A 23,185-nucleotide genomic window follows, 5' to 3' on the forward strand; every position below is an offset into this window, starting at 1 on the left:
ATAGCCTGATGTCCGAACGTGGAGTCCTGCTGGTGAATCTGGGTTCGCCGGCCAGCACCGAAGTTGCCGATGTACGCCGCTATCTCAACCAGTTCCTGATGGATCCCTGTGTCGTGGATCTTCCGTGGCCGCTGCGGCGGTTGCTGGTCAGCCTGATTCTGGTGCGGCGTCCCGCGGAGTCGGCGGCGGCCTATGCCTCCATCTGGTGGGATGAAGGTTCTCCGCTGGTGGTGATCAGCGAGCGGGTGCGCGACCAGCTGCGCAATCGGCTGGACATGCCGGTGGAACTGGCCATGCGCTATGGCGAGCCGTCCATCGAGCGTGGCGTGCTTGCGCTGGCGCAGCAGGGTGTCGGTGAGATCCTGCTGATGCACCAGTATCCCCAGTTCGCTGACAGTACGGTCACCACGGCCATACGCGAGGTCGAGCGGGTGATCGAACAGCATCGCCTGCAGGTGCGCCTGACCATCCTGCCGGTGTTCCATGATCGCCCCGACTATCTGGACGCCCTGGCGGACAGCAGCCGTCCCCATCTGGAAGGCGGGTTCGATCATCTGCTGTTCAGTTATCACGGGCTGCCGGAACGCCATCTGCAGAAGGTCGACCCGACCGGCAGGCACTGTCTGACCCCGGGCTGCTGCGAGCGCCCGTCTCCGGCCCATGCCACCTGTTACCGTGCCCAGTGTCTGGGGGGCAGCCGCGCTATCGCCCAGCGGCTCGGCCTCAGGGATGACCAATGGAGCAGTGCTTTCCAGTCCCGACTGGGCCGCGCCAAGTGGATCGAACCCTATACCGAGGCGCAGCTGGATGAGCTCGCCGCCCGCGGCGTCAAGCGGCTGCTGGTCATGTGCCCGGCTTTCACTGCGGACTGCATTGAAACCCTGGAAGAAATCGGAGATCGCGGGCGCGAGCAGTTCATCAATGCCGGCGGCGAGGAGCTGGTGCTGATCCCCTGCCTCAACGATCAGCCGCAGTGGATGGATGTGCTGGCCGGCTGGGCGCGCAGCGAGCCGGTGCGAGGGTGAACAGGATGAACGGAATGACTGCCGTCTTTCTCGACCACGCATCGCTGGACCAGGGCGATCTCGATCTTCGCACCCTGCATGACAGCACCGCAGGGCTGACCCTGTACGATGCGACCGCGCCGCATCAGGTGGCCGAACGCATCGGCGCGCATCAGGTGGTGATCACCAACAAGGTGGTGATCGATGACGAGGTCATGCAGGCCTGCCCGGAATTGAAGGTCATCCTGATCGCAGCGACAGGGACCAACAATGTCGATCTGCAGGCAGCCGCACGGCGCGGTATCGCGGTCTACAACTGCCAGGCCTACGGCACCCCCGCGGTTGCCCAGCACACCCTGATGCTCATGCTGGTGTTGATCACCCGGTACGACGCCTATCGCCAGGCGGTACAGGACGGCGCCTGGCAGCGCAGCAGCCAGTTCTGTCTGCTTGATTACCCGATCGGCGAGCTGTCCGGCCGGACCCTCGGGATCCTCGGCTACGGCGAGCTGGGTCGGGAGGTGGCGCGTCTGGCCAGCGCCTTTGGCATGCGCGTCAGGGTCGGCTCGATCCCGGGGCGCGAACACCCGGACCGGCCGTCCCTGGAGCAACTGCTGCCGGAGGTCGATGTGCTCTCCCTGCACTGTCCGTTGACGGACGCCACCCGGGGCATGATCGGGGCGGCTGAACTGGCGGCGATGAAGCCAGGCAGTCTCCTGATCAACGCCGGGCGTGGCGGGCTGGTGGACGAGCAGGCATTGCTCGACAGCCTGCGCTGCGGTCATCTGGGGGGCGCGGGGCTGGACGTACTGACCGAGGAACCGCCGGTCAACGGCAATCCGCTGCTCGACGCCCGGTTGCCCAACCTGGTTATTACCCCGCACTGTGCCTGGGGCAGCCGGGAGGCGCGCCAGCGTATCGTCGGCCAGCTTGCGGAGAACCTGCGGCATGCCAGCAGCGGGACTGGCCCGTCGCCACGCCGGGTCGCGCCGTAATCTGATCGGCATATTGCACTTGACCCACTTCACAGAAAGCAGCGGGCCACACATTCAGGCGATGCGTTGGTGAGAAACGCTCGGTAACTTCCGCGCTTCGTTCCAGGAGTGGGCAATACCTGGGAGCAATCCATTTGCTTGCGGGGTGCCCGATCTTGAACAGACCCATGCGTCAGAATGGCTTCAGCCTGCTGGAAGTGGTCATCTCGCTGCTGCTGCTGGCTGTTGGGGCGCTCGGTGCAGTGATGATGCAGACCAGCGCCCTGCGCTTGAGCACCAGCGCAGCGGACCGCACCCAGGCCAGTTTCATTGCCTATGATCTGCTTGATCGGGTGCGCGCCAATGCCGTCGAGCTGGAACACTACGCAGTCAGTGTTGGCCCGGGCTGCCGGGCGGACGCGCCAACCACGCCGGCCTCCATCCGCGCCACCGACCTTGCCGATTTCACCCATGCGGTCAGTTGTCTGCTCCCGGGCGGGCAGGGCGCCGTGACCATCGCCGGTCAGCGGGCGACGGTAACGTTGAGCTGGTCCGAGGAACGCATACTGGCGGATGCCGGCAGCGCCTCGCTGACGGTCTCCGCGCTGATCGGCGGGCAGCCATGATCGGACCTGGGAGCGCACAGCGCGGCATCAGCCTGGTGGAGCTGATGGTGGCCATGACCCTCGGCCTGCTCCTGGTGCTCGGCGTAACCCAGATGCTGCTTGGTAACAAGCAGAGTTTCCTCATGCAGCAGCAACTGGCGTCCATGCAGGAGAACGCCCGATTCATTCTGGCGCGCATGAGTCGAGATATCCGGCAGGCGGGCATGTTCGGCTGCCTTGACCTGCAGCGCCTGTCCGCTTCCACCCGGGCAAGCCTGCCGGCCGAGTTCGCCGAACCGATCAGCTACAGCGATGGTGTACTCAGGCTGGTGACCGCGGTCAGCGCGCATGACTCGATAACCGGGCCGGGCGTGCGCAGCGCGGCGGACTACGATGCCAGATGGCTGCTGGCCAGCAACTGCCTCGATGAGCTGCGTATCGCCACCGGCACCGAGGAGCTGAGCGTGCAGCCGGGTGACTTCCTGATAGCGGTACGCCAGATCGAATACCGTCAGTCCCGCTACAGTCTGCAGGCGCGGCTGAACGATGCCGGGCACTTCGAAACGCTCATCGATGGCGTGGCGAGCCTTGATGTGCGGTTCGGCCTGGCGGACAGTGCCGGGGAGCGCCGGCTTGCCGGCGGCTACCAGAGCGCCCTCGGGCCCGGGCAGGCGGATCTGGTACGCAGCGTGCGGCTGGCGCTGCGACTGATGCACGATCCGGCCGACCCGCGCGCAGCTCAGCCCCGGCCCCAGCAGTACACGCTGGTGACGGCCCTGCGCAACCGACTGGACTGACCATGATGCCGGTCGGTCGACACTCCCAGCAGGGCAGCACTCTCCTTGTCAGCCTGGTCCTGCTGCTGGTGCTGACGCTGATGGCACTGGGTGGTGTTTCCAGCTCGGCGCTGCAGGAGCGGATGGCACACAACGCCCAGCGGATGAATCTCGGTTTTCAGGCTGCCGAAAGCGGTCTGCGCCATGTCGAGCAGCAACTGAACCTGCGAGAGCTGATGCTGCCGACGTCGGTCTGCAGCGGAGGGGGGTGTGATGTCCCCGCCGCGCTGTTGCGCCCGGGCGCCTCGGGATCCCCCGGCCCTGAATGGCAGCGGGTGCCGACCGCCATCACCGGAGAGGAGACGGAGGTCTGGTTTCGTATCGTCCAACTGGGGGACAGCGCACTGGCGGTCAATATTGCCGCCGGTGCAACCGGCACCCTGTACCGCGTATCGGTGCTCAGCCGGCGCGACTCGTCCCCGACCCTGCTGGAGGCTGTCTATGCCTATTCCCGTCTGTGAAACTCGTCGGCTGATTCTGCTCTCGACTGCATTGGCCAGCGCCGTGCTGGCAGCGCAGGCATCCGCGTTCGCGCCCTTCAGCGGACCGATGCAGGCCGCCTCGGTGGTGCCGCCGAATGTGCTGCTGTTGCTGGACAACACGTCCATTGCCGCGACCGATCCCGCCGGCGATGCTGTCCTGTCCGGCGTCGGTGAAGCAGTGAAGACGCTGATGGACAGGCATCATGAGCTGCGCTTCGGGCTGTTTGGGCTGCGTGCCCCGCTGGCGGGTGAGTCGGCCCCGGTTGGCGTCATGCTCGCTGAAGCGGGCGGTACCGATGGGGACGCACGGCGTGCCACGATGCACCGGGCGCTGACGGACCTCCGACCGCTGGCCGGTGGCAGCAGCGCTGCTCTTGCCGCTGCCTGGCGCGGCGTTGCCGACCATCTCGGCGATCCGCTGGTCAGCCCTCAGACGTTGCGCTGCCAGCACAATCTCGGCCTTATCGTGGCGGGCGACCAGCCCGAAGAGGAAGTCGCCGCCATCGACCTGGAAGAGCAGGCGCGGGAGGCCTGGCAGGTCGACCTGCGCAGCGGCGGAGCCGACCTGGCCGGCTCCAGCTGGGATGACCCGGCCTTTGCCGTCCAGAATCTGCGCACCTCCACCGTCGCGCTGGCAGCGGGTGGTGGTTACCTGCAGCGGGCCGCCGCCGCCGGCGCTGGCGAGCATGTGCAGGTGGGCGATTTCCCGGACCTGGAAGGTGCGCTGACTGCCGCGCTGCTCTCCATGACCTCGGTGGCCGGAGCAGCGGGCGGCATCGATACCGGAGCCGGCGCCGTGGCGGTTGGAGCGGACCGCGTGTACCAGACCCGGATCGATACCGCGGACTGGAGCGGCAGCCTCAGGGCCTACCGCATCGGCGAGGACGGTGCACCCTCGGGGCTGTTGATGGATACCGACGGCAGTTTTCTCCCCGGCAGCCCGACCGGGCGCTTTGAAACCTGGCGCCGTGGCGAGGGCGGTGCCGCCGGCGTCGGTGTTCCGCTGGACTCGGGCACCCTGTCGGCGCTGAGCACGGTTCAACAGCGACTACTGGAGCAGGAGGCGCAGCGCGCCGGACTCGGCCGCGAGGAGGGGCAACGCCTGCTGAACTGGGCCAGGGGCGAGGAGGACCCCGATCTGCGCCGCCGCGATCGGCTGCTGGGCGATATCGTCCGTTCGGCGCCGCTGGTAACAGGCGCAGACCATCACGCATTGTCGGCGACCATGGTGCGTGGTTATGACAGTTACCTGGCGCGCCGCCTGCGCCGCATGCCCGAAGCGGTAATTGTGGGCTCCAATGACGGGTTTGTCCGGCTGTTCGACAGCGAAGGCGGCCATCTCTACTCATACCTGCCGGCAGCGGCTCACCGCGGGCTCGGTGCGCGTGCCCATCCGGGCTATGCGCAGGGCTACCAGCATCGCTCGGGCGTTGATGGCCGCCTGGCGGTGGGCGACGTGAGTCTGTCGGGCGAATGGGCGACGGTCGCTGCCGGCGGCCTGGGTGCCGGGGGCAGGGCGCTGTTTGCGCTGCGCCTGTTCAGCGAATCCGCCGATATCCCGCAGGTATTGCGGGAGCGCGGAGCCGATGAAATCCCCGGGCTGGGCCACGTCTACGGTCCGCCGCAGTTTGCCCAGCTGGGAGACCGCGCGGTGCTGATCCTGGGCAACGGCTACGGCAGTGCGCGGGGCCAGGCGTCCTTGCTGGCGCTCGATATGCTCACCGGGGCATTGCTGGCGGAACTGACGGTCGGCGGCAGGGACGGGGCCACACACGGCAACGGTCTGTCCGCACCGGTTCTGCAGTTCGATTCGGCTGGAACGCTGCGCGCCGCCATCGCCGGCGACCTGCACGGGCAACTCTGGAAATTTGACCTGATAGGCAACGACCCGGCCGGCTGGCGCGTGGCCAATGCCGGTACGCCCCTGTTCACTGCCGCACCGGGGCAGCCCATCACCTCGCAGCCGGTACTGCTTCCGCGATTCACCGGCGACGGCAATCTGCTGATGTTCGGCACCGGCAAATTGCTGGAGGCCGGGGATCTTGCCGATACGCAGGTCCAGGCGTTCTATGCGGTGCTGGATAGGCCCGGTACCTCCGCCGGGCTTTCGCCTGCTGCACTGCAGAAGCAGCGCCTGCACGCCACCGTCGACCCCGTGACAGGCCAGCGCCTGCGCGTGGTCGATGCCACGCCCGTGGACTGGTCGAGCCGGCATGGCTGGCACCTGCCGTTCGACGGCGTGCCGGGGGAGCGGGTGATTCACGAAGCGGTGGTGCGCCATTCCCGGGTCATGTTCCCCACAACAGTTGCCGGCGTGGATACCGGTGACCCGTGCATTACCCATACCGGTGGCTGGCTGATGTCGCTGATGCTGGCCAGCGGTGGCCTGCCACCGGAGGCCACGCTGGACGTCACTGGCGATCTGCGGGTGGACGGGGATGACGTGCCGGCGGCCGGGCTCGAACTGCCTGACGGCTTGCCAGGGGGCCTGGGCCTGATCGAGCTGGCCGATGCTTCGCGGCTTCCGGGCTGTGCCGGTGAGCGCTACCTGGTGCCGGGCTCCCGGGAGCTCGCGCTGCTGGCCGGTGAGTCACAGTGCAGCTTCGAACGCATCATATGGCGCCAGCTGAAATGAACGGAACGCAGCGGGGATTCACTCTGATCGAGATCATGCTGGTGGTGGTCGTGCTCGGCATTCTCGCGACCATCGCCCTGCCTTCCTACCAGGAGCATGTACGGCAGGCCCGGAGGGCGGAGGTGTCCACCGTCATGCTCGAGAGTGCGCAGTTGCTGGAGCGCCACTACACGCGGCATGGCACCTATGATGCCGAACCGGCCGCTCCGGTCCCGACCCAGAGCCCGCCGACCGGCGCAGCGGTGTACCGGATTGCGGTCAGCACCGCGGCAGAGGGGTTTACCCTTACCGCCACGGCCGTGCCGGGTGGCATCATGGCCGGCGATGCCTGCGCCAGCTACAGCGTCAATCAGGTCAACCAGCGTACACCCGATGACAGCAAGTGCTGGCGGCGCTGATATTCATGGAGCGGGGTCGTGCTCCGCCACGGGCTTGCTCGCCGGCAGCATCAGGTTGAGCAGGATGGCCACCACACCGCAGAGGCTGATGCCCTGCAGGGTAACGGTCTGGTTGCCGATGGCCATACCTCCGATACCGAACACCAGGGTGACTGAAACGATACTCAGGTTGCGCGCATCGGCCAGATCGACATTGTGCCGTATCAGGATATTGATCCCGACTACCGCAATGGAGCCAAACAGCAGGCACAGGATGCCCCCCATCACCGGCACCGGCATGCCCAGCAGCACGGCACCGAACTTCTCGACGAAGGCCAGGCAGATGGCGAATACAGCGGCCCACACCATCACCGTGGGATTGAAGTTGCGGGTCAGTACCACTGCACCGGTCACCTCGGAATAGGTGGTGCTCGGCGGGCCGCCGAAGAAGGCGGCGGCAGAGGTGCCCAAACCGTCGCCCAACAGGGTGCGCTGCAGGCCGGGCTTGCGGATGTAATCCTTGCCGGTGACCGCGCCGATCGCCATGATATCGCCGACATGCTCGATGGCCGGCGCAATGGCCACCGGGATCATGAACAGGATGGCTGCCAGATGGAACTCGGGGCGCACGAACTCCGGTGTGGCCAGCCAGCTGGCTTGCGCGACCTGCGTGAAGCTGGCTACACCCAGCAGCCAGGAGAGCATGTAACCCACTGCTACCCCGGCCATGATCGGCACCAGCCGGAACAGCCCACGGCCATACACGGCAACCAGAAGCGTGGTGACCAGGGAAGCGATGGAAATGATGAGCGCGGTGGAGTAGTCCACCAGCTGGATGCTGCCATCACCGGACTTGCCGGAAGCCATGTTCACCGCAGTGGACGCCAGGCCCAGCCCGATGACCATGATCACCGGGCCGACTACCACCGGCGGCAGCAGCTTCTGGATGAAGCCGGGGCCACGCAGATGCACGGCGAGGCTCAGCAGCATGTAGACCAGGCCCGCAGCAACCAGGCCGCCCAGGGTGGCAGGCAGCCCCCAGGTCTGGTTGCTGTAGAGAATGGGGGCAATGAAGGCGAAACTGGAGGCGAGAAATACCGGGATCTGGCGGCCGCTGACGAAATAGAAGATCAGCGTCCCCAGACCGGCGGTGAACAGCGCCACGCTGGGGCTCATGCCGGTGATCAATGGCATCAGCACCAGCGCGCCGAATGCCACGAACAGCATCTGCGAGCCGGCGACCAGCGTACGCCAGCCGCTGGTGTTCATGTTCTCCATCAATGAACGTCCTTCTGCCGGGTGCCGAAGATCTTGTCACCGGCATCGCCCAGGCCGGGGATGATGTAGCCCTGTTCATTGAGCCGCTCGTCGACCGAAGCAGTGAATATCTCCACGTCCGGATGCAGCGCGTTCACCCGCTTGATGCCTTCGGGGGCCGCTACCAGCACCAGGGCCCGGATCTCGTGCGCGCCGGCACGCTTGAGCAGCTCGATGGTGGCAATCATGGAGCCCCCGGTCGCCAGCATCGGGTCGACAATCAGAGCACGCCGCTGGTTGAGCTCGCCGACCAGCTTCTCCATATAGGTATCCGCTTCCAGGGTCTCCTCGTTGCGTACCAGTCCGATCATGCTGACCCGGGCGCTGGGGATGAGACTCAGAACACCGTCGAGCATGCCCAGGCCAGCACGCAGGATCGGCACGACGGTGATTTTCTTGCCGGCGAGTTTCTCGACGTCGACATTGCCGCACCAACCCTGGATAGTATGGGTCTCAACCGGCATGTCCTTGGTGGCTTCATAGGTCAGCAGGGCAGCAATTTCCTGCGCCAGTTCACGGAAGTTCTTGGTACTGATATCGTTGCGACGCATCAGACCGAGTTTATGGCGGATAAGGGGGTGCTGAATTTCACGGATCTTCATTGGTGGGATTCCAGGCGGGCCAAATACGCCGATAGCGTAAACCAATGTGGCAGGCCGGTCATCCGCAAAGCTGCGCCAAATCATCGCATTGCTTGCATGGCTGCGTCAGGTGCAGTATTTTGCGTCGCTTTTCCATGCCCCGGAGGCTTTGCATGTCCCTTGATCTCGATCACGTCAGACAGGTGATGGAAGAGGCCGATTGCCTCTACACTCAGCAGCAGGTCGAGGCTGCCATGGACAGGATGGCGGCCGCCATCACCGATCAGCTGAAGGACAGCAACCCGATCGTCTACAGCGTGATGAACGGCGGGCTGATCATTGCCGGCCAGTTGCTCACCCGCCTGAATTTCCCGATGGAAGTGGGCTACCTGCACGCCACCCGCTACCGCAACAAGCTGTCCGGCAGCGAGCTGTTCTGGAAGGCCCGGGCCGAGCATTCTCTGGTTGGGCGCACGGTGCTGATCATCGACGACATTCTGGACGAAGGGCACACCCTGGCGGCGATCATGGAATATTGTCGCGATGCCGGTGCCGAGCAGGTGCTCACCGCCGTGCTGCTGGACAAGACCCACGACCGCAAGGCCTATCCGGACATGCGTGCCGACTTCACCGGGCTGGATGTGGTCGACCGCTACGTCTTCGGCTACGGCCTGGACTACAAGGGCTACTGGCGCAATGCCGCCGGCATCTATGCGCTGAAGGGTCACTGAGCCCGGTCAGTCTCCAGCGGCGCCCGCCGTCCGCTGTTCGTCGATCAGCCGGGCGGCACGCTCTGGGGTGACGGCGAAGCTTCTGACATCCCGCCGGGCGCCCACGCCGGCCCGTTTCAACTTGAGCCTCAGCGCCGGCTTCACTCCCGTCATGTAGACATGAATGCCCCGTTGTTCGAGGTCCAGCAGTGCCTGCTCGAACAGCACCAGGGCGCTCATGTCCATGCTCGGCACGGATTCCATGTCGATGATCAGGTGCCTGATCCGCTCATCGAACTGGCTCAGTGCGCGCAGCGCCTTGTCCGCAGCAGCGAAGAACAGGGGGCCATGGATACGGTATACCGCCAGGTCTTCCGGCAGTTGCCCGACGTCCGTGCGGGGCTGGTCCGGTGCTCCACCGCTGAGATCGGCCATGCGCTTGATGAACAGCGCCGACGCCAGCAGCAGACCGACCCCCACCGCCAGCACCATGTCGAACAGTACGGTAAGAAGCAGGCAGATCATCAGCACCAGCACATCCTGACGCGGGCCGACACGCAGCAGCCGAACCACCCGCCGCGCCTCACTCATGTTCCAGGCAACGATCAGCAGCATCGCCGCCAGTGATGCCATCGGCAGCCAGGCGAACAGCCGGGCCAGCAATACCACCGCGAGAAATATGACCAGCGCATGCACCACCGCCGCAATAGGTGAATGTGCCCCGCTGCGGACGCTGGTGGCGGTACGGGCGAGGGCGGCAGTGGCAGTGATCCCGCCGAAGAACGGCACCAGCATGTTGCCCAGCCCCTGACCGAGCAACTCGGCGTTGGGATCATGCCGGGTGCCGGCCATGCCGTCGGCCACCAGCGCGCAGAGCAGCGATTCGATAGCGCCGAGCATTGCGACGGCGATGGCCGAAGGCAGCAGCTGGCGCAGCAGCTCGAAATTTATCACCAGCGGCTGGCCATCGGCGCCGGGCAGTTGCCAGGGCAATACCCACTGGGGCGCGAAGGGCGGGATACCGGCATGGGTGACGCCATCCAGCTCGTAGCTGAAGCGGCTGCCGAGGGTGGCAACCGATACATCCAGATGCATCAGCAGGGCGCCCAGCAGGCTGCCCAGCAGCAGCGCAATCAGGTGGCCGGGGATGCGGCGCGTCAGCCGCGGCCAGAGAATGAGCACTGCCAGGGTCACTGCGCCGACCAGCGCATCGCCCGGGCTGAACGAAGGCAATGCCAGGGCCAGTGCGTGCAGCTGCTCAATGTAGTTGCTGTGCTGGCCGATTTCCTGCAGCCCGAAAAAGTCCTTGATCTGCAGCGTCGCGATGACGATGGCGATGCCTGCAGTGAAGCCCATCACCACGGGGTAGGGCACGAACTGGATCAGGTTGCCCATGCGCGCCAGACCGAGGGCGACCAGAATGGCCCCGGCCATCAGGGTCACCAGCAGCAGTCCGCCCAGACCGTACTGCTGGGTGATTGGCAGCAGGATCACCACGAAGGCAGCGGTGGGCCCCGAGATATTGAAACGCGAACCGCCGCACAGGGCGATGATGAGGCCCCCGACGATGCCGGTATAGAGGCCATGCTGCGGCGCCACGCCCACGGCGATGGCCAGCGCCATGCCCAGCGGGATGGCGATGATGCCGACGGTGATGCCGGCAAGGATGTCGCTGCGAAGATGGGCCAGCGAATAGCCCTGGCGGAAGGTCTCGCGCAGGGCAGTGAAAAGAGGGGGGGCGAAAAGACGCGTTGGACATGATGATTCCTCTATCGACAGCCCAGGTGCCTGCTGCGACGACAGATTGCAGGGCTACCCTGATGGAAATGCAGCAGGCCGCCTATCAGCATACTCCTCGGCGGTCCGGCATTGTAGTGCCCGCGCTTCGCCTCGATCTGCGCGGTGCTGGTGGCCGGGCGGCCGGATGGTTACAATTTACCCCTTGTTGCTGGTTTATCTACTTGAAGAGGTTGTCCGTGCGTAAAGACAAGAAGAAGGTGGTTGGCGAGCCCATGACCGACGAACAGATTGCCGTGTTCCTCGGGTTCCGCCCGCAGGGTGACGAGCCGGTTGATCACTATATCCTGGCCCGGGCCTACCGGAGTCTGCGTGCGCATGACTTCATGCGCTTTCTCGAGATGTTTCAGGCGGCGGGGCACGACGTCAATGCCGTGGATGTCCGGGGGCGCACGGTACTGCAGCTCATCAGTGAACACGAACAGGCTGACGAGTACGTGGCGGCGCTTCTCGCAGCGGGCGCGCACCCGGTCGAAGAGTGATGACCGACGGCCGGTTGGCAAACTCATTCCATCGCTGGAGGAACCAGATATGTTGAAATATTCGCGCTGGGCAGGCGTCGTGGTGCTGGCAGCGGTGCTGGCCGGCTGCGCCCACAGCCCGCAGCAGTTGAACGTGGCACCGACGATCAACGCGCCGCTGAGTCAGGTGGCCCGTCAGCAGCCGGTGACGGTGACCGTGCAGGACAGCCGCAGCTCCCCGGTGCTGGGCACCCGCGGCGGGCTATATCCTGATTCCAGCAATCTGACCATCAACCCGCAGGCTATCGACCAGGTGCGTCAGCAGGTGGAACAGGCGCTGCGCAAGCTGGGGTTCCAGGTTGTGCCCCAGGGTACGCCCAATGCCAACAGTCTGGTGGTGAGTCTTGCCGAGCTGTCCTATGTCTCGCCCAAGGACGGCGTTTACGTCACCCAGGCGGATATCTCGGCCGCCTTCACTGCCGAGGTTCGTTCGCTGAACCAGCGCTACAATGGCCGCTACAGTGCTTCGGCCCAGCATCGCTTCGGCTATGCGCCCAACCAGGCCACCAACACCCGCCTGGTCACCGAGGTCATGAGCGATGCCTTGTCGCGTGTCTTCCGCGACCCGGAAATCACCCGCGTTCTGCAGCAGTAACCACAGTGAAAGGGCCACCTCCCGGTGGCCCGTTGTTGCCATCAGTCCGCTTTCGGCGGATGCAGCATCTCGTCATGCTCCGCCATGTTCCATGGCAGTACCCCGGGCGTCAGGTGCAGGAAGTCCAGATACTTCTCGAAATGGTCGAGAATGTCGCCGATCAGTTCCCTGTCGTCATAACCGTAGACGTCATAGGCCTGGCCGCCGCGGCGCAGAAAGACCTCGGCACGGTAGTAGAAGCTTTCCTCGTCAGCTGTTTCGGTGGTATCCGGATGGGCAAAGGCCGGGCGCAGATAATCACGCAGGCGGATTTCGTAGAGGAAGTCCAGCTGATCCGGTACCACCACTTCCAAATAGGCACGGCTGTGCTCCTCATCATAATGTACCTCTGCTGGCCATGACTGGGCCTGGAGCCCCTTGGCCACCCGGATCATTGCGGTCAGAGCGGTACCCTTGATGAACTGCTCCACCTCATCCTTTTCCGGGTAGTTGACGATGCCTGCCAGGCGCTTGCGCCACAGCCTGGCACCCTGGTTGCCGCCGCTGCGGTTGGAATGCACGTTGACCTTCTGATGGTGACTCTCGATCACCAGCGCCCGCCACATGCCCAGAGCAGAAAGCAGCATGATGATGGCAAACGGCAACGCGCTGGCGACCGCCATGCTCTGCAGGGCCTTGAGCCCACCGGCGAGCAACAGTACCGATGCCAGCACCCCGCTGAGAATGGCCCATGCGCCACGCTGCCAGGCCGGTGTAACCAGAGCGCCGCCGGAGGCCAGCGAGTCGACCACCAGGGCACCGGAATCCGCCGAGGTGATGAAGAACAGCGTGATCAGCAGAACCGTGAGGAAGGAGGCGACTGCCGTGAACGGAAACTGCTCCAGCAGCTTGAACAGGGCGATGGCGTTGTCAGCCTGCACCTGGTCGATCAGCTCGTTATAGCCCTGGTTGATGATCAGGTGCAGCGCGGTGTCGCCAAACACCGAGAACCAGAAAAAGGTAAACAGCGTAGGCACCAGCATCACGCCGAAGACGAACTGGCGGATCGTCCGGCCACGGCTGATCTTGGCAATGAACAGGCCGACGAAGGGTGCCCAGGCGATGGTCCAGCCGAAAATGAACAGCGTCCAGTTGCCGATCCAGTCGCTGCGCGAATAGGCCTGCAGATTGAAGGTACGCTCGACAATGTTGTTCAGGTAGCTGCCGGTGTTCTGCAGAAAGGTTTCCAGAATGAAAATGGTCGGGCCGACGAAGAAGATGAACAGCATCAGCGCGGTGGCGATGGCCATGTTGAGCATGGCCAACCGCTTGATGCCCTTGTCCATGCCTGCCACCACCGAGCCCATTGTCAGCAGGGTGATACCGCCGATACAGCCGATCTGTACCCAGGTACTGAGAGGAATTGATGGCCACAGGTAGTTGAGCCCCGCATTCATCTGCGCCACCGACAGTCCCAGTGTCGTGGCAATACCGAACATGGTGCCGAGAATGGCGAAGGTGTCCACCGCGTGCCCGATCGGGCCGTGGATGCGTTCGCCGATCAGCGGATAGAGCGCCGAACGGATTGACAGCGGCAGGCCATGGCGGAAGGAGAAATAGGCCAGTACCAGCCCGGTCAGGCCGTAGATGGCCCAGATATGAAAACCCCAGTGGAAGAAGGCGATCTGCATGGCCTGTTTGGCCGCATCCACCGTCAGGCCTTCGGCTCCCTCGGGAGGGTCGGCATAATGGAGTACCGGCTCGGCGACCCCGAAGAACAGCAGGGCGATGCCGTAGCCGGCGGAGAACAACATGGCAAACCAGGCGGGGAAGCTGTATTGCGGGTCGGCATGGTCGGGTCCCAGCTTGATGTGTCCCCATTTGCTCAGGGCAACGATGACCACGAATACCAGGAATATCGCCACTGCCAGCATGTAGAACCAGCCGAAGGTCTCGGTGATGTAACCCAGTACCGAAGCGAACAGCTCGCCGGCCAGTTCCGGCTGGCTGGCGGTACCGATGACCAGCAGCAGGATGAAAAAGAATGCCGGTATGAATACCGGCAGCAGGATGGTGGTGTTCCAGAGTCGTTTCCGTGTCGCTTCCGGCATACGGGACTAGCTCCTCAGGTCTGATGTGTACCTTTGGAGTATAGCCGCGTCAGATAAGTGCCCGTCCGGATTCAGGTATCCATGCTGCAGGCTTCCACCTTGACCTTTGCGGTCCCGGCCCGAAGCATGCCAAGCTCCCGTGCAGCGGCCCGGGACACGTCAATGATGCGTCCACCGACAAAAGGCCCGCGGTCATTGACCCGCACCGCGGTGCTGCGCCCATTCTTCAGGTTGGTGATGCACAGCTGGGTATCGAAGGGCAGATGCGGATGTGCTGCGGTCAGCGCGGTTTCGTCGTACTCCTCGCCACTGGCGGTGGGCCGGCCGTGCAGGCGGGATGAGTAGTAGGAAGCGCGGCCCTCGGCATCGTAGCTCAGGCCCCCGCTGTCCATGGGGCTGTTGCCGACCGCAGTATGGCTGGACAACGCAAGCAGGACCGCCAGCAGCCAGTGCCTGCGCCACATCGGCTTGGTGCCGGTGGGGCGCAGGAGTTCACCGATAAGCCATTGCCAGAGAGCCATGCGCTCAGCCATCCAGCTTCTGCTTCAGCAGTTCGTTGACCTGCTGCGGGTTGGCCTTGCCCTTTGATGCTCGCATGGCCTGGCCGACAAAGAAGCCGAACATCTTGCCGCGCTTGTTCTCGTCGCTGGCACGGTATTGCTCGACCTGCTCGGCGTTGGCGGCCAGGACCTCGTCCAGCAGGGCCTCGATCGCGCCGCTGTCGGTGACCTGTTTCAGGCCCCTGGCTTCGATGATCTGATCCGCACTGCCTTCACCGTTGGCCATGGCCTCGAACACCATCTTGGCAATCTTGCCGGAAATGGTGTTGTCCTTGATGCGCAGGATCATGCCGCCCAGGTGCTCGGCGCTGACCGGCGACTGGTCGATGTCGATATCCGATCTGTTCAGCAGGCTGGACAGCTCGCCCATCACCCAGTTGGCCGCCAGCTTGGCGTCGCCGCAGGTCTGCTGGACCTGTTCGAAGTAGTCGGCCATCTCGCGACTGGCCGACAGCACGCTGGCGTCGTAGGCGGACAGGCCGAACTCGCTCTGGAAGCGCTCGCGCTTCTGCTGGGGCAATTCGGGCAGCTCGCCGCGTACCTGCTCGACGAAGGCAGGCTCGATGATCACCGGCAGCAGGTCCGGGTCGGGGAAGTAGCGGTAGTCGTTGGCCTCTTCCTTGCTGCGCATGGAGCGCGTCTCGTCCTTGTTCGGGTCGTACAGGCGGGTTTCCTGGATGACCTTGCCGCCGTCCTCGATCAGCTCGATCTGGCGCTGCACCTCGGTATTGATCGCCCGTTCGATGAAGCGGAACGAGTTGACGTTCTTGATCTCGCAGCGGGTGCCGAACTCGGTCTGGCCTTTCGGCCGCACCGAGACGTTGCAGTCGCAGCGGAACGAGCCCTCGGCCATGTTGCCGTCACAGATGCCCAGGTAGCGCACCAGCGAGTGGATGGTCCTGGCGTAGGCCACCGCCTCTTTCGCGCTGCGCATGTCCGGTTCGGAGACGATCTCCAGCAGCGGCGTGCCGGCCCGGTTCAGGTCGATGCCGCTCATGCCGTGGAAGTCTTCGTGCAGGCTCTTGCCGGCGTCCTCTTCCAGATGCGCACGGGTCACGCCGACACGCTTGACGGTGCCGTCATCCAGAGTGATGTCAACGAAACCCTTGCCGACAATGGGCAGCTCCATCTGGCTGATCTGATAGCCCTTTGGCAGGTCAGGATAGAAATAGTTCTTGCGGGCGAAGACGTTGGTCATGCCGATCTCGGCATTGATCGCCAGGCCGAACTTCACGGCGTTCTTCACTGCCTGGGCGTTGAGCACCGGCAGGGTGCCGGGCATGGCCAGGTCGATCAGGCTGGCCTGGGTGTTGGGCTCGGCGCCGAAGGTAGTGTCGCTGCCGGAGAAGATCTTCGACGCGGTGGTGAGCTGTGCATGAATTTCCAGCCCGATGACGATTTCCCATTGCATGTTCAGTGTTCCTCAAGACCAGCCGGAGTACGCGTGTGCCAGTCGGTGGCCTGCTGATACTGGTGGGCGATGTTCAGCAGTTGCGGTTCGCTGAAGTAGCGGCCCAGCAGCTGCATGCCGACCGGCAGGCCACTGGCGAAGCCGGCGGGCAGGGCGATACCGGGAATGCCTGCCAGATTGGCGGTGATGGTGTAGATGTCGGTCAGGTACAGGTTCACCGGATCATCGATCTTTTCGCCCAGCGCAAAGGCTGGCGCCGGGGAGGTGGGACTGAGGATCACGTCCACCTCGTCGAAGGCCGCCATGAAATCATTCTTGATCATCCGACGGATCTTCTGCGCCTGCAGGTAGTAGGCATCGTAATAGCCGGCGGACAGGGCGTAGGTGCCCACCATGATACGGCGCTTGACCTCGTCGCCGAAGCCCTCGGCGCGGGAGCGCAGGTACAGGTCGTTGAGGTCCGTGGGGTTCTCGCAGCGGTAGCCGAAGCGCACGCCGTCGAAACGCGACAGGTTGGAGGACGCCTCGGCGGACGCGATCACGTAATAGGCAGGAATCGCCAGCTCGGCATTCGGCAGGCTGATGTCCTTCACCTCGGCACCCAGCGCCTGCAACTGTGTGATCGCCGCACCGATGACGTCGGCAATGCTGGCGTCCAGGCCCTCGGCGAAATACTCCCTGGGCAGACCCACCCGCAGGCCGGCCAGCGGCTTGTTCAGCTCGGCGCTGTAATCCGGTACCGGCTGATCGACCGATGTCGAATCCCTTTCATCGAAGCCGGCCATGGCCTGCATCAGCATGGCGCAATCCTCGGCGCTGCGGGCCATCGGGCCGCCCTGATCCAGGCTTGAGGCGTAGGCAATCATGCCCCAGCGCGACAGCCGGCCATAGGTCGGCTTGAGTCCGGTGATGCCGGTGAAACCCGCAGGCTGACGGATGGAGCCGCCGGTATCGGTCCCGGTGGCCGCGGCGCACAACCGTGCGGCCACCGCCGCAGCCGAGCCGCCGGAGGAACCGCCGGGAATACGCCGGGTATCCCACGGGTTGCGCACCGGGCCATAGAAACTGGACTCGTTGGAGGAGCCCATGGCGAATTCGTCCATGTTGGTCTTGCCAAGCATCACGGTGCCGGCGTCCAGCAGACGCTGGGTAATGGCCGACTCATAGGGCGCAATGAAGTTGTCGAGCATCTTCGAGCCGCAGCTGGTGCGCACGCCGCGGGTACAGAACAGGTCCTTGTGCGCGATCGGAATGCCGGTCAGCGGGCCTGCGGTGCCGTCGGCCAGGCGGGCATCGGCGGCGCGGGCCTGCTCCAGAGCCAGTTCGGGGGTGACCGTGATGAAACTGTTCAGGGTGCCGTCATGCTGCTCGACGCGCTTGAGGTACAGCTCGGTCAGCTCGACGCTGGAGATCGCCTTGCTGTGCAGGGCCGAGGACAGCTCGGCGAGGGATTTCTCATGCATGAAAGTGGAATCTCGTGTCAATTATTCGATAACCCGGGGTACCAGATACAGCCCCTGTTCAGTGGCCGGAGCGATGGACTGCAGCGCGTCGCGCTGGTCGACTTCGGTGACCTCATCGGCGCGCAGACGCTGGGTGGCTTCCAGCGGGTGGGACAGGGGCTCGATGCCGCTGGTATCAACGGCCTGCATTCTGTCGATCAGACCCATGATGCTGGACAGCTTGGCGGCGGTGGCGGGAATGTCCGCATCCTGGAGGCCAATGCGTGCCAGATGGGCGAGGCGTTCCACGTCGGAGCGATCCAGGGCCATGTGTTTTCTCCTTGAAGCGAATGAGCCGGGTTAATGCGCGTGGTCCCGGGAAAAGGAGGGAATTTACCACATCCGCGCCTTGCCCAAAAACCCCGCCATTGTTAGAGTTGCGACACTTCGGGACGTATCGATCAGTTGCCTGTGTCCGAGGCATACTGCCGCTGTTTGCCACGGGTCTGGTGGCCCTTTGCCAGGTAGCTGTCTTTTTTCCATGCTCCCGTGACTTAAACCACAATGCCCTCGGGGTATATAAACAGAATGTTCAAGAAAATTCGCGGCATGTTTTCCAGTGATCTTTCCATCGACCTGGGAACCGCCAACACACTGATCTACGTCCGCGAGCGGGGCATCGTTCTGGATGAGCCCTCCGTTGTTGCAATTCGTACCCATGGCAACCAGAAAAGCGTAGTGGCCGTCGGCACCGAGGCCAAGCGCATGCTGGGCCGTACCCCGGGCAACATCCAGGCCATCCGGCCGATGAAGGACGGCGTCATCGCCGATTTCAGCGTCTGCGAGAAGATGCTGCAGTACTTCATCAACAAGGTTCACGAAAACAGCTTCATCCAGCCCAGCCCGCGGGTGCTGATCTGCGTGCCCTGCAAGTCCACCCAGGTCGAGCGCCGGGCGATCCGCGAATCCGCACTGGGTGCCGGCGCCCGGGAAGTCTACCTGATCGAGGAGCCCATGGCTGCAGCCATCGGTGCCGGCCTGCCGGTAGAGGAAGCCCATGGCTCCATGGTGGTGGACATCGGTGGCGGTACTACCGAGATCGCCCTCATTTCCCTGAATGGCGTGGTCTACGCCGAGTCGGTACGGGTCGGTGGGGATCGTTTCGATGAAGCCATCATCACCTATGTACGCCGCAACTACGGCAGCCTGATCGGGGAATCCACCGCCGAGCGTATCAAGCAGGAAATCGGCGTGGCCTTCCCCGGTGGCGAGGTGCTGGAGGTGGACGTGCGCGGCCGCAACCTGGCCGAGGGCGTGCCGCGAGCCTTCACCCTGAACTCCAACGAGGTGCTGGAGGCGCTGCAGGAATCGCTGCAGACCATCGTCCAGGCGGTCAAGAGCGCGCTGGAACAGTCGCCACCGGAGCTGGCCTCCGATATCGCCGAGCGCGGCCTGATTCTGACCGGCGGCGGCGCGCTGCTGCGGGATCTGGACAAGCTGCTCGCCCAGGAAACCGGCCTGCCGGTGATTGTCGCGGAAGAGCCGCTGACCTGTGTGGCCCGTGGCGGTGGGCGCGCGCTGGAGATGATGGACCAGCACGCCATGGACCTGCTGTCCACCGAATGACCGGCGTGGCCGGCCCGCCGGGGCCGGCCGTCTGAGCCGTCGCGTGCTGTCCCAAGGAGCCCATCATCAAGCCGCTCTTCATCAAAGGCCCGTCACTCGGGGTCCGCTTCTTCGCATTGACGGTGCTTTCGCTGGTGCTGATGGTGGTCGACGCCCGCTTTGCCGCACTCAAGCCCCTGCGCTCGCAGCTGGGCATGGTGCTGACGCCCCTCTATTATGTTGCCGAGCTGCCCGTGCGCGCATGGGACGCGGTGTATCTGCAGCTGACCAGTCGGGCAGACCTGATCGCCGAGAACGAGCGGCTGCGCGCCGAGGCCCTGCTGGCCAGGCACAAGCTGCAGAAGCTGGCGTCGCTGACCGAGCAGAACGTGCGGCTGCGCGAACTGCTGAATTCCTCCGAACTGCTTGATGAGCGGGTGCTGGTCGCCGAGCTGATCGGCATTGACCCCAATCCCTTTTCCCAGCGCATCATGATCGACAAGGGCGAGCGCGACGGGGTGTTCCTCGGCCAGCCGGTGCTGGACGCCACCGGTCTGATGGGGCAGGTGGTCGAAGTGCTGCCGTTCACCTCCCGCGTGCTGCTGGTCACCGACGTCTCCCACAGTCTGCCGGTGCAGGTCAACCGTAACGGTCTGCGCGCCATTGCCAGCGGCACCGGCAACAGCGAATGGCTGGAGCTTCGGCATGTGGGGGATACTGCCGATATCCGGGTGGATGACATTGTCGTCAGCTCCGGGCTGGGCCAGCGCTTCCCCGCCGGCTATCCGGTGGGCCGGGTGGTCCATGTCAACCGCGACTCCTCCCAGCCCTTTGCCGAAGTACGGGTCGAGCCCACCGCACAGCTCAACCGCAGTCGCTATCTGCTGCTGGTATTCAGCCCGGAAAGCGCCTACGGCCAGGTATTCCCCTCGCTGAGTCTGGAGACCGAGGGCGAAGGAGCGGAAACCGAGCTGGAGGGCGAGGCCCCGGAACAACCCGCGGACACCCAGCCGCAGGCGCCGGCACAGGAGGAGACGAGCGATGCGCAGTAGCCTGATCATCGGCCTGACCTTTCTGGCGGCCCTCATCCTCAGCGTGGTGCCGATGCCGGCACCCTTCGATGCCGGCCGTCCCATGTGGTTGGCGCTGGTAACGGCCTACTGGGTCATGGCACTGCCGCACCGTGTCGGATTGCTGACGGCATGGGTGGCCGGGCTGGCGACCGATGTGCTGTTCGGTGAGCTGTTCGGACAGAATGCGCTGGTGCTGGTGATGGTCGCCTGGCTGATACTGCTGCTGTACCAGCGCATCCGCCGCTTCCCGCTGTGGCAGCAGAGCCTGGTCATGCTGCCGGTGCTGGGCATTGCCCAGATGGTGTCGCTGTGGCTCAGCAGCCTGGCCGGCAGCCGCCCGCCCACGCTGCTGTATCTGCTGCCGGCGGTGATCAGTACAGTGCTCTGGCCCTGGGTGTTCACCGTACTCCGGCTGCTGCGCCGGCGTTTCCATGTCCTCTGATCGCTCGCTGCTGTATCTGGCCTCCGCCTCGCCGCGCCGGCGGGAATTGCTGGAGCAGATCGGCGTGCCGGTACGGCTGGTGCGCTGTGCTGTCGATGAACAGCCGCTGGCGGACGAATCCGCCGAGTCCTACGTGCAACGGGTTACCCGCGACAAGGTACGGGCCGGCGTTGCCCTGGCGCCTGCCGGCGCCGTGGTGCTGGCCGCCGACACTGCCGTGGTGCTGGACGGCACCATCCTTGGCAAGCCGCGTGATCGTGACGATGCGCTGCGCACGCTGCGGGCACTGTCCGGGCGCGAACATCAGGTGATGACGGCGGTAGCGGTAGCCCGTGGCGATGAGCTGCAGGTTCGGCTGGTGATCTCCCGGGTCCGTTTCCGCCCGCTGGCCGAGGCTGAGCTGGCTGCCTACTGGGACACCGGCGAGCCGCAGGACAAGGCGGGCAGCTACGGTATCCAGGGCCTGGCTGCGGTCTTCGTCGCCCATCTCGAAGGCAGTTACAGCGCGGTGGTCGGCCTGCCGCTGATGGAGACGGCCGAGCTGCTCGATCGGTTCGGTATCCGCTGCTGGCAGGCGCGCTGACAGGGCGGACACCAGCAGGTATGCTGAGGGACTGTTGAAGGTGCCGGGGGAGCTCCATGAGTGAAGAAATACTGATCAACATCACACCTATGGAAGCTCGGGTGGCGCTGGTGGAAAACGGCGTGCTGCAGGAAGTCCACATCGAACGCACACTGCGGCGCGGCATTGTCGGCAACATCTACAAGGGCAAGGTGGTACGGGTGCTGCCCGGCATGCAGGCGGCGTTTGTCGATATCGGCCTGGAGCGGGCCGCGTTCATCCACGCATCGGAAATCTCCCAGCGCGAAGGCGCAGCCGTCGAGCCGATCAGCTCGCTGGTGCACGAGGGCAAGGCGCTGGTGGTGCAGGTCACCAAGGACCCCATCGGCACCAAGGGTGCGCGGCTCACCACCCACCTCTCGGTACCGTCGCGCTACCTGGTCTACATGCCGCGCACCCCGCACGTGGGCATTTCCCTGAAGATCGAGGACGAGACCGAGCGCGACCGCCTGCGTGACATCGTCGCCCGCTGCATCGAGCAGGAGGGTATCGAGGAGCGCGGCGGCTTCATCCTGCGCACCGCGGCCGAGGCCGCCCGCGAAGAAGACATCCTGATGGACATCCGCTATCTGCGCCGACTCTGGCAGCAGATCTCCCAGCAGATCAGTACCGCTCCTGCCCCTTCGGTACTCTACGAGGACCTGCCGCTGGCGCTGCGCACTCTGCGCGATCTGGTCAATCCGCGCATCGAAAAGATCCGCATCGATTCCCGGGAGACCTTCCAGAAGGTAGAACAGTTCGTGCATGAACTCATGCCCGGCGTTGAAAGCGTGCTGGAGCACTATCCCGGCGAACGACCTGTGTTCGACCTGTATGGCGTGGAGGACGAGATCCAGAAGGCCATGGAGCGCAAGGTGATGCTCAAGTCCGGCGGCTATCTGGTGATCGACCAGACCGAGGCGATGACCACCATCGACGTCAACACCGGTGCCTTTGTCGGTCATCGCAACCTGGAAGAGACCATCTTCAAGACCAACCTCGAAGCGGCGACGTCGATCGCCCGGCAGCTGCGGCTGCGCAACCTCGGCGGCATCATCATCATCGACTTCATCGACATGGAGGACGAGGAGCACCGCCGCCAGGTGCTGCGTACCCTGGAGCGCCAGCTCGAACGCGACCATGCGCGTACCAACATCATCGGCATCACCGAGCTGGGGCTGGTGCAGATGACCCGCAAGCGTACCCGGGAAAGCCTCGAACAGATCCTCTGCGAACCCTGTCCAAGCTGTTCCGGTCGCGGTATCCAGAAGACCGCCGAAAGCGTGTGCTATGAAATCTTCCGCGAGATCCTGCGAGAGGCCCGCGCCTATCAGGCCGGCGGCTACATGGTGCTGGCCTCCCAGGCGGTGATCGACCGGCTGCTGGACGAGGAGTCGGGGAACGTGGCGGATCTGGAAATATTCATCGAGCGGCCGATCCGGTTTCAGGTCGAAACCATGTACACCCAGGAACAATACGACGTAGTGCTGATGTAACAGGCACCACTGCAACAGGAAAACTCACCTT

The 23,185-nt window shown here is 64.4% G+C and carries 23 protein-coding genes; 15 read left to right on the plus strand and 8 right to left on the minus strand.

Going from position 1 to position 23,185, the window contains the following annotated elements; all coding sequences use genetic code 11:
• Nucleotides 1–8: 8 nt before the first annotated feature.
• From hemH to IEW63_RS00140, 7 genes are all read left to right on the plus strand, one after another.
• On the plus strand, nt 9–1,025 hold the full coding sequence (gene hemH / locus IEW63_RS00110; RefSeq protein ID WP_188634587.1) for a ferrochelatase: 1,017 nt from the start codon (nt 9–11) through the stop codon (nt 1,023–1,025).
• A 5-nt stretch (nt 1,026–1,030) separates the two neighbouring features.
• The gene (locus IEW63_RS00115; protein ID WP_188634588.1) at nt 1,031–1,999 is read left to right on the plus strand and encodes a 2-hydroxyacid dehydrogenase; all 969 of its coding nucleotides are present in this window, start codon (nt 1,031–1,033) and stop codon (nt 1,997–1,999) included.
• Nucleotides 2,000–2,154: 155 nt separating this feature from the next.
• Nucleotides 2,155–2,604: a type IV pilus modification protein PilV gene (gene pilV / locus IEW63_RS00120; protein WP_229710224.1), complete on the plus strand. Its 450-nt coding sequence runs from the start codon at nt 2,155–2,157 to the stop codon at nt 2,602–2,604.
• Nucleotides 2,601–3,380, plus strand: a complete 780-nt coding sequence (locus IEW63_RS00125; RefSeq protein ID WP_188634590.1) for a PilW family protein — start codon at nt 2,601–2,603, stop codon at nt 3,378–3,380. The genes pilV and IEW63_RS00125 overlap by 4 nt, the downstream gene beginning before the upstream one ends.
• Before the next feature lie 2 nt (nt 3,381–3,382).
• Entirely contained in the window at nt 3,383–3,880 is a 498-nt protein-coding gene (locus tag IEW63_RS00130) for a pilus assembly PilX family protein (protein ID WP_188634591.1), read from the plus strand.
• Nucleotides 3,861–6,536: a pilus assembly protein gene (locus IEW63_RS00135; RefSeq protein ID WP_188634592.1), complete on the plus strand. Its 2,676-nt coding sequence runs from the start codon at nt 3,861–3,863 to the stop codon at nt 6,534–6,536. Before IEW63_RS00130 ends, IEW63_RS00135 begins: the two co-directional genes overlap by 20 nt.
• The gene (locus tag IEW63_RS00140) at nt 6,533–6,934 is read left to right on the plus strand and encodes a type IV pilin protein (RefSeq protein ID WP_229710227.1); all 402 of its coding nucleotides are present in this window, start codon (nt 6,533–6,535) and stop codon (nt 6,932–6,934) included. Before IEW63_RS00135 ends, IEW63_RS00140 begins: the two co-directional genes overlap by 4 nt.
• 3 nt (nt 6,935–6,937) lie before the next feature.
• Here the strand turns inward: IEW63_RS00140 and IEW63_RS00145 are convergent, their stop codons facing one another.
• Nucleotides 6,938–8,191, minus strand: a complete 1,254-nt coding sequence (locus tag IEW63_RS00145; RefSeq protein ID WP_188634594.1) for a uracil-xanthine permease family protein — start codon at nt 8,189–8,191, stop codon at nt 6,938–6,940.
• On the minus strand, nt 8,191–8,832 hold the full coding sequence (gene upp, locus IEW63_RS00150) for a uracil phosphoribosyltransferase (RefSeq protein ID WP_188634595.1): 642 nt from the start codon (nt 8,830–8,832) through the stop codon (nt 8,191–8,193). Before upp ends, IEW63_RS00145 begins: the two co-directional genes overlap by 1 nt.
• A 152-nt stretch (nt 8,833–8,984) precedes the next feature.
• Between upp and IEW63_RS00155 the strand changes: the two genes are divergently transcribed.
• Nucleotides 8,985–9,542: a hypoxanthine-guanine phosphoribosyltransferase gene (locus IEW63_RS00155; RefSeq protein ID WP_188634596.1), complete on the plus strand. Its 558-nt coding sequence runs from the start codon at nt 8,985–8,987 to the stop codon at nt 9,540–9,542.
• Nucleotides 9,543–9,548: 6 nt separating this feature from the next.
• Here IEW63_RS00155 and dauA read toward each other — a convergent pair whose 3' ends face one another.
• Entirely contained in the window at nt 9,549–11,294 is a 1,746-nt protein-coding gene (gene dauA, locus IEW63_RS00160; protein WP_188635497.1) for a C4-dicarboxylic acid transporter DauA, read from the minus strand.
• Nucleotides 11,295–11,497: 203 nt separating this feature from the next.
• On the opposite strand from dauA, the gene IEW63_RS00165 reads away from it, so the two are divergent.
• Nucleotides 11,498–11,800, plus strand: a complete 303-nt coding sequence (locus IEW63_RS00165) for a PA4642 family protein (protein ID WP_229710228.1) — start codon at nt 11,498–11,500, stop codon at nt 11,798–11,800.
• A 49-nt stretch (nt 11,801–11,849) separates the two neighbouring features.
• Nucleotides 11,850–12,434 (plus strand): YajG family lipoprotein, encoded by a 585-nt coding sequence (locus IEW63_RS00170; protein ID WP_188634597.1) that lies wholly within the window; start codon nt 11,850–11,852, stop codon nt 12,432–12,434.
• 41 nt (nt 12,435–12,475) lie between these two features.
• Here IEW63_RS00170 and IEW63_RS00175 read toward each other — a convergent pair whose 3' ends face one another.
• The 5 genes from IEW63_RS00175 to gatC all read right to left on the minus strand — a co-directional run bounded on the left by IEW63_RS00175 (nt 12,476) and on the right by gatC (nt 18,267).
• A complete protein-coding gene (locus IEW63_RS00175) occupies nt 12,476–14,524 on the minus strand; it encodes a BCCT family transporter (RefSeq protein WP_188634598.1) in 2,049 nt (682 codons plus the stop codon).
• A 71-nt stretch (nt 14,525–14,595) separates the two neighbouring features.
• Nucleotides 14,596–14,988: a septal ring lytic transglycosylase RlpA family protein gene (locus IEW63_RS00180; protein ID WP_188635499.1), complete on the minus strand. Its 393-nt coding sequence runs from the start codon at nt 14,986–14,988 to the stop codon at nt 14,596–14,598.
• Nucleotides 14,989–15,049: 61 nt separating this feature from the next.
• Nucleotides 15,050–16,495 (minus strand): Asp-tRNA(Asn)/Glu-tRNA(Gln) amidotransferase subunit GatB, encoded by a 1,446-nt coding sequence (gatB, locus tag IEW63_RS00185; protein WP_188634599.1) that lies wholly within the window; start codon nt 16,493–16,495, stop codon nt 15,050–15,052.
• 2 nt (nt 16,496–16,497) lie between these two features.
• Nucleotides 16,498–17,958, minus strand: a complete 1,461-nt coding sequence (gene gatA / locus IEW63_RS00190; RefSeq protein WP_188634600.1) for an Asp-tRNA(Asn)/Glu-tRNA(Gln) amidotransferase subunit GatA — start codon at nt 17,956–17,958, stop codon at nt 16,498–16,500.
• A gap of 21 nt (nt 17,959–17,979) precedes the next feature.
• On the minus strand, nt 17,980–18,267 hold the full coding sequence (gene gatC / locus IEW63_RS00195; RefSeq protein ID WP_188634601.1) for an Asp-tRNA(Asn)/Glu-tRNA(Gln) amidotransferase subunit GatC: 288 nt from the start codon (nt 18,265–18,267) through the stop codon (nt 17,980–17,982).
• Nucleotides 18,268–18,525: 258 nt separating this feature from the next.
• Between gatC and mreB the strand changes: the two genes are divergently transcribed.
• From mreB to rng, 5 genes are all read left to right on the plus strand, one after another.
• A complete protein-coding gene (mreB, locus tag IEW63_RS00200; protein WP_185268553.1) occupies nt 18,526–19,563 on the plus strand; it encodes a rod shape-determining protein MreB in 1,038 nt (345 codons plus the stop codon).
• Between the two features lie 80 nt (nt 19,564–19,643).
• The gene (mreC, locus tag IEW63_RS00205; protein WP_188635500.1) at nt 19,644–20,594 is read left to right on the plus strand and encodes a rod shape-determining protein MreC; all 951 of its coding nucleotides are present in this window, start codon (nt 19,644–19,646) and stop codon (nt 20,592–20,594) included.
• Entirely contained in the window at nt 20,584–21,057 is a 474-nt protein-coding gene (mreD, locus tag IEW63_RS00210; RefSeq protein WP_188634602.1) for a rod shape-determining protein MreD, read from the plus strand. The genes mreC and mreD overlap by 11 nt, the downstream gene beginning before the upstream one ends.
• The gene (locus IEW63_RS00215; protein WP_188634603.1) at nt 21,047–21,640 is read left to right on the plus strand and encodes a Maf family protein; all 594 of its coding nucleotides are present in this window, start codon (nt 21,047–21,049) and stop codon (nt 21,638–21,640) included. Before mreD ends, IEW63_RS00215 begins: the two co-directional genes overlap by 11 nt.
• Before the next feature lie 56 nt (nt 21,641–21,696).
• Complete coding sequence (rng, locus tag IEW63_RS00220) at nt 21,697–23,154, plus strand: ribonuclease G (RefSeq protein WP_188634604.1); 1,458 nt, start codon at nt 21,697–21,699, stop codon at nt 23,152–23,154.
• Nucleotides 23,155–23,185: the final 31 nt, after the last annotated feature.

It is taken from the genome of Halopseudomonas pertucinogena, from assembly GCF_014646575.1.
Lineage (GTDB): Bacteria > Pseudomonadota > Gammaproteobacteria > Pseudomonadales > Pseudomonadaceae > Halopseudomonas > Halopseudomonas pertucinogena.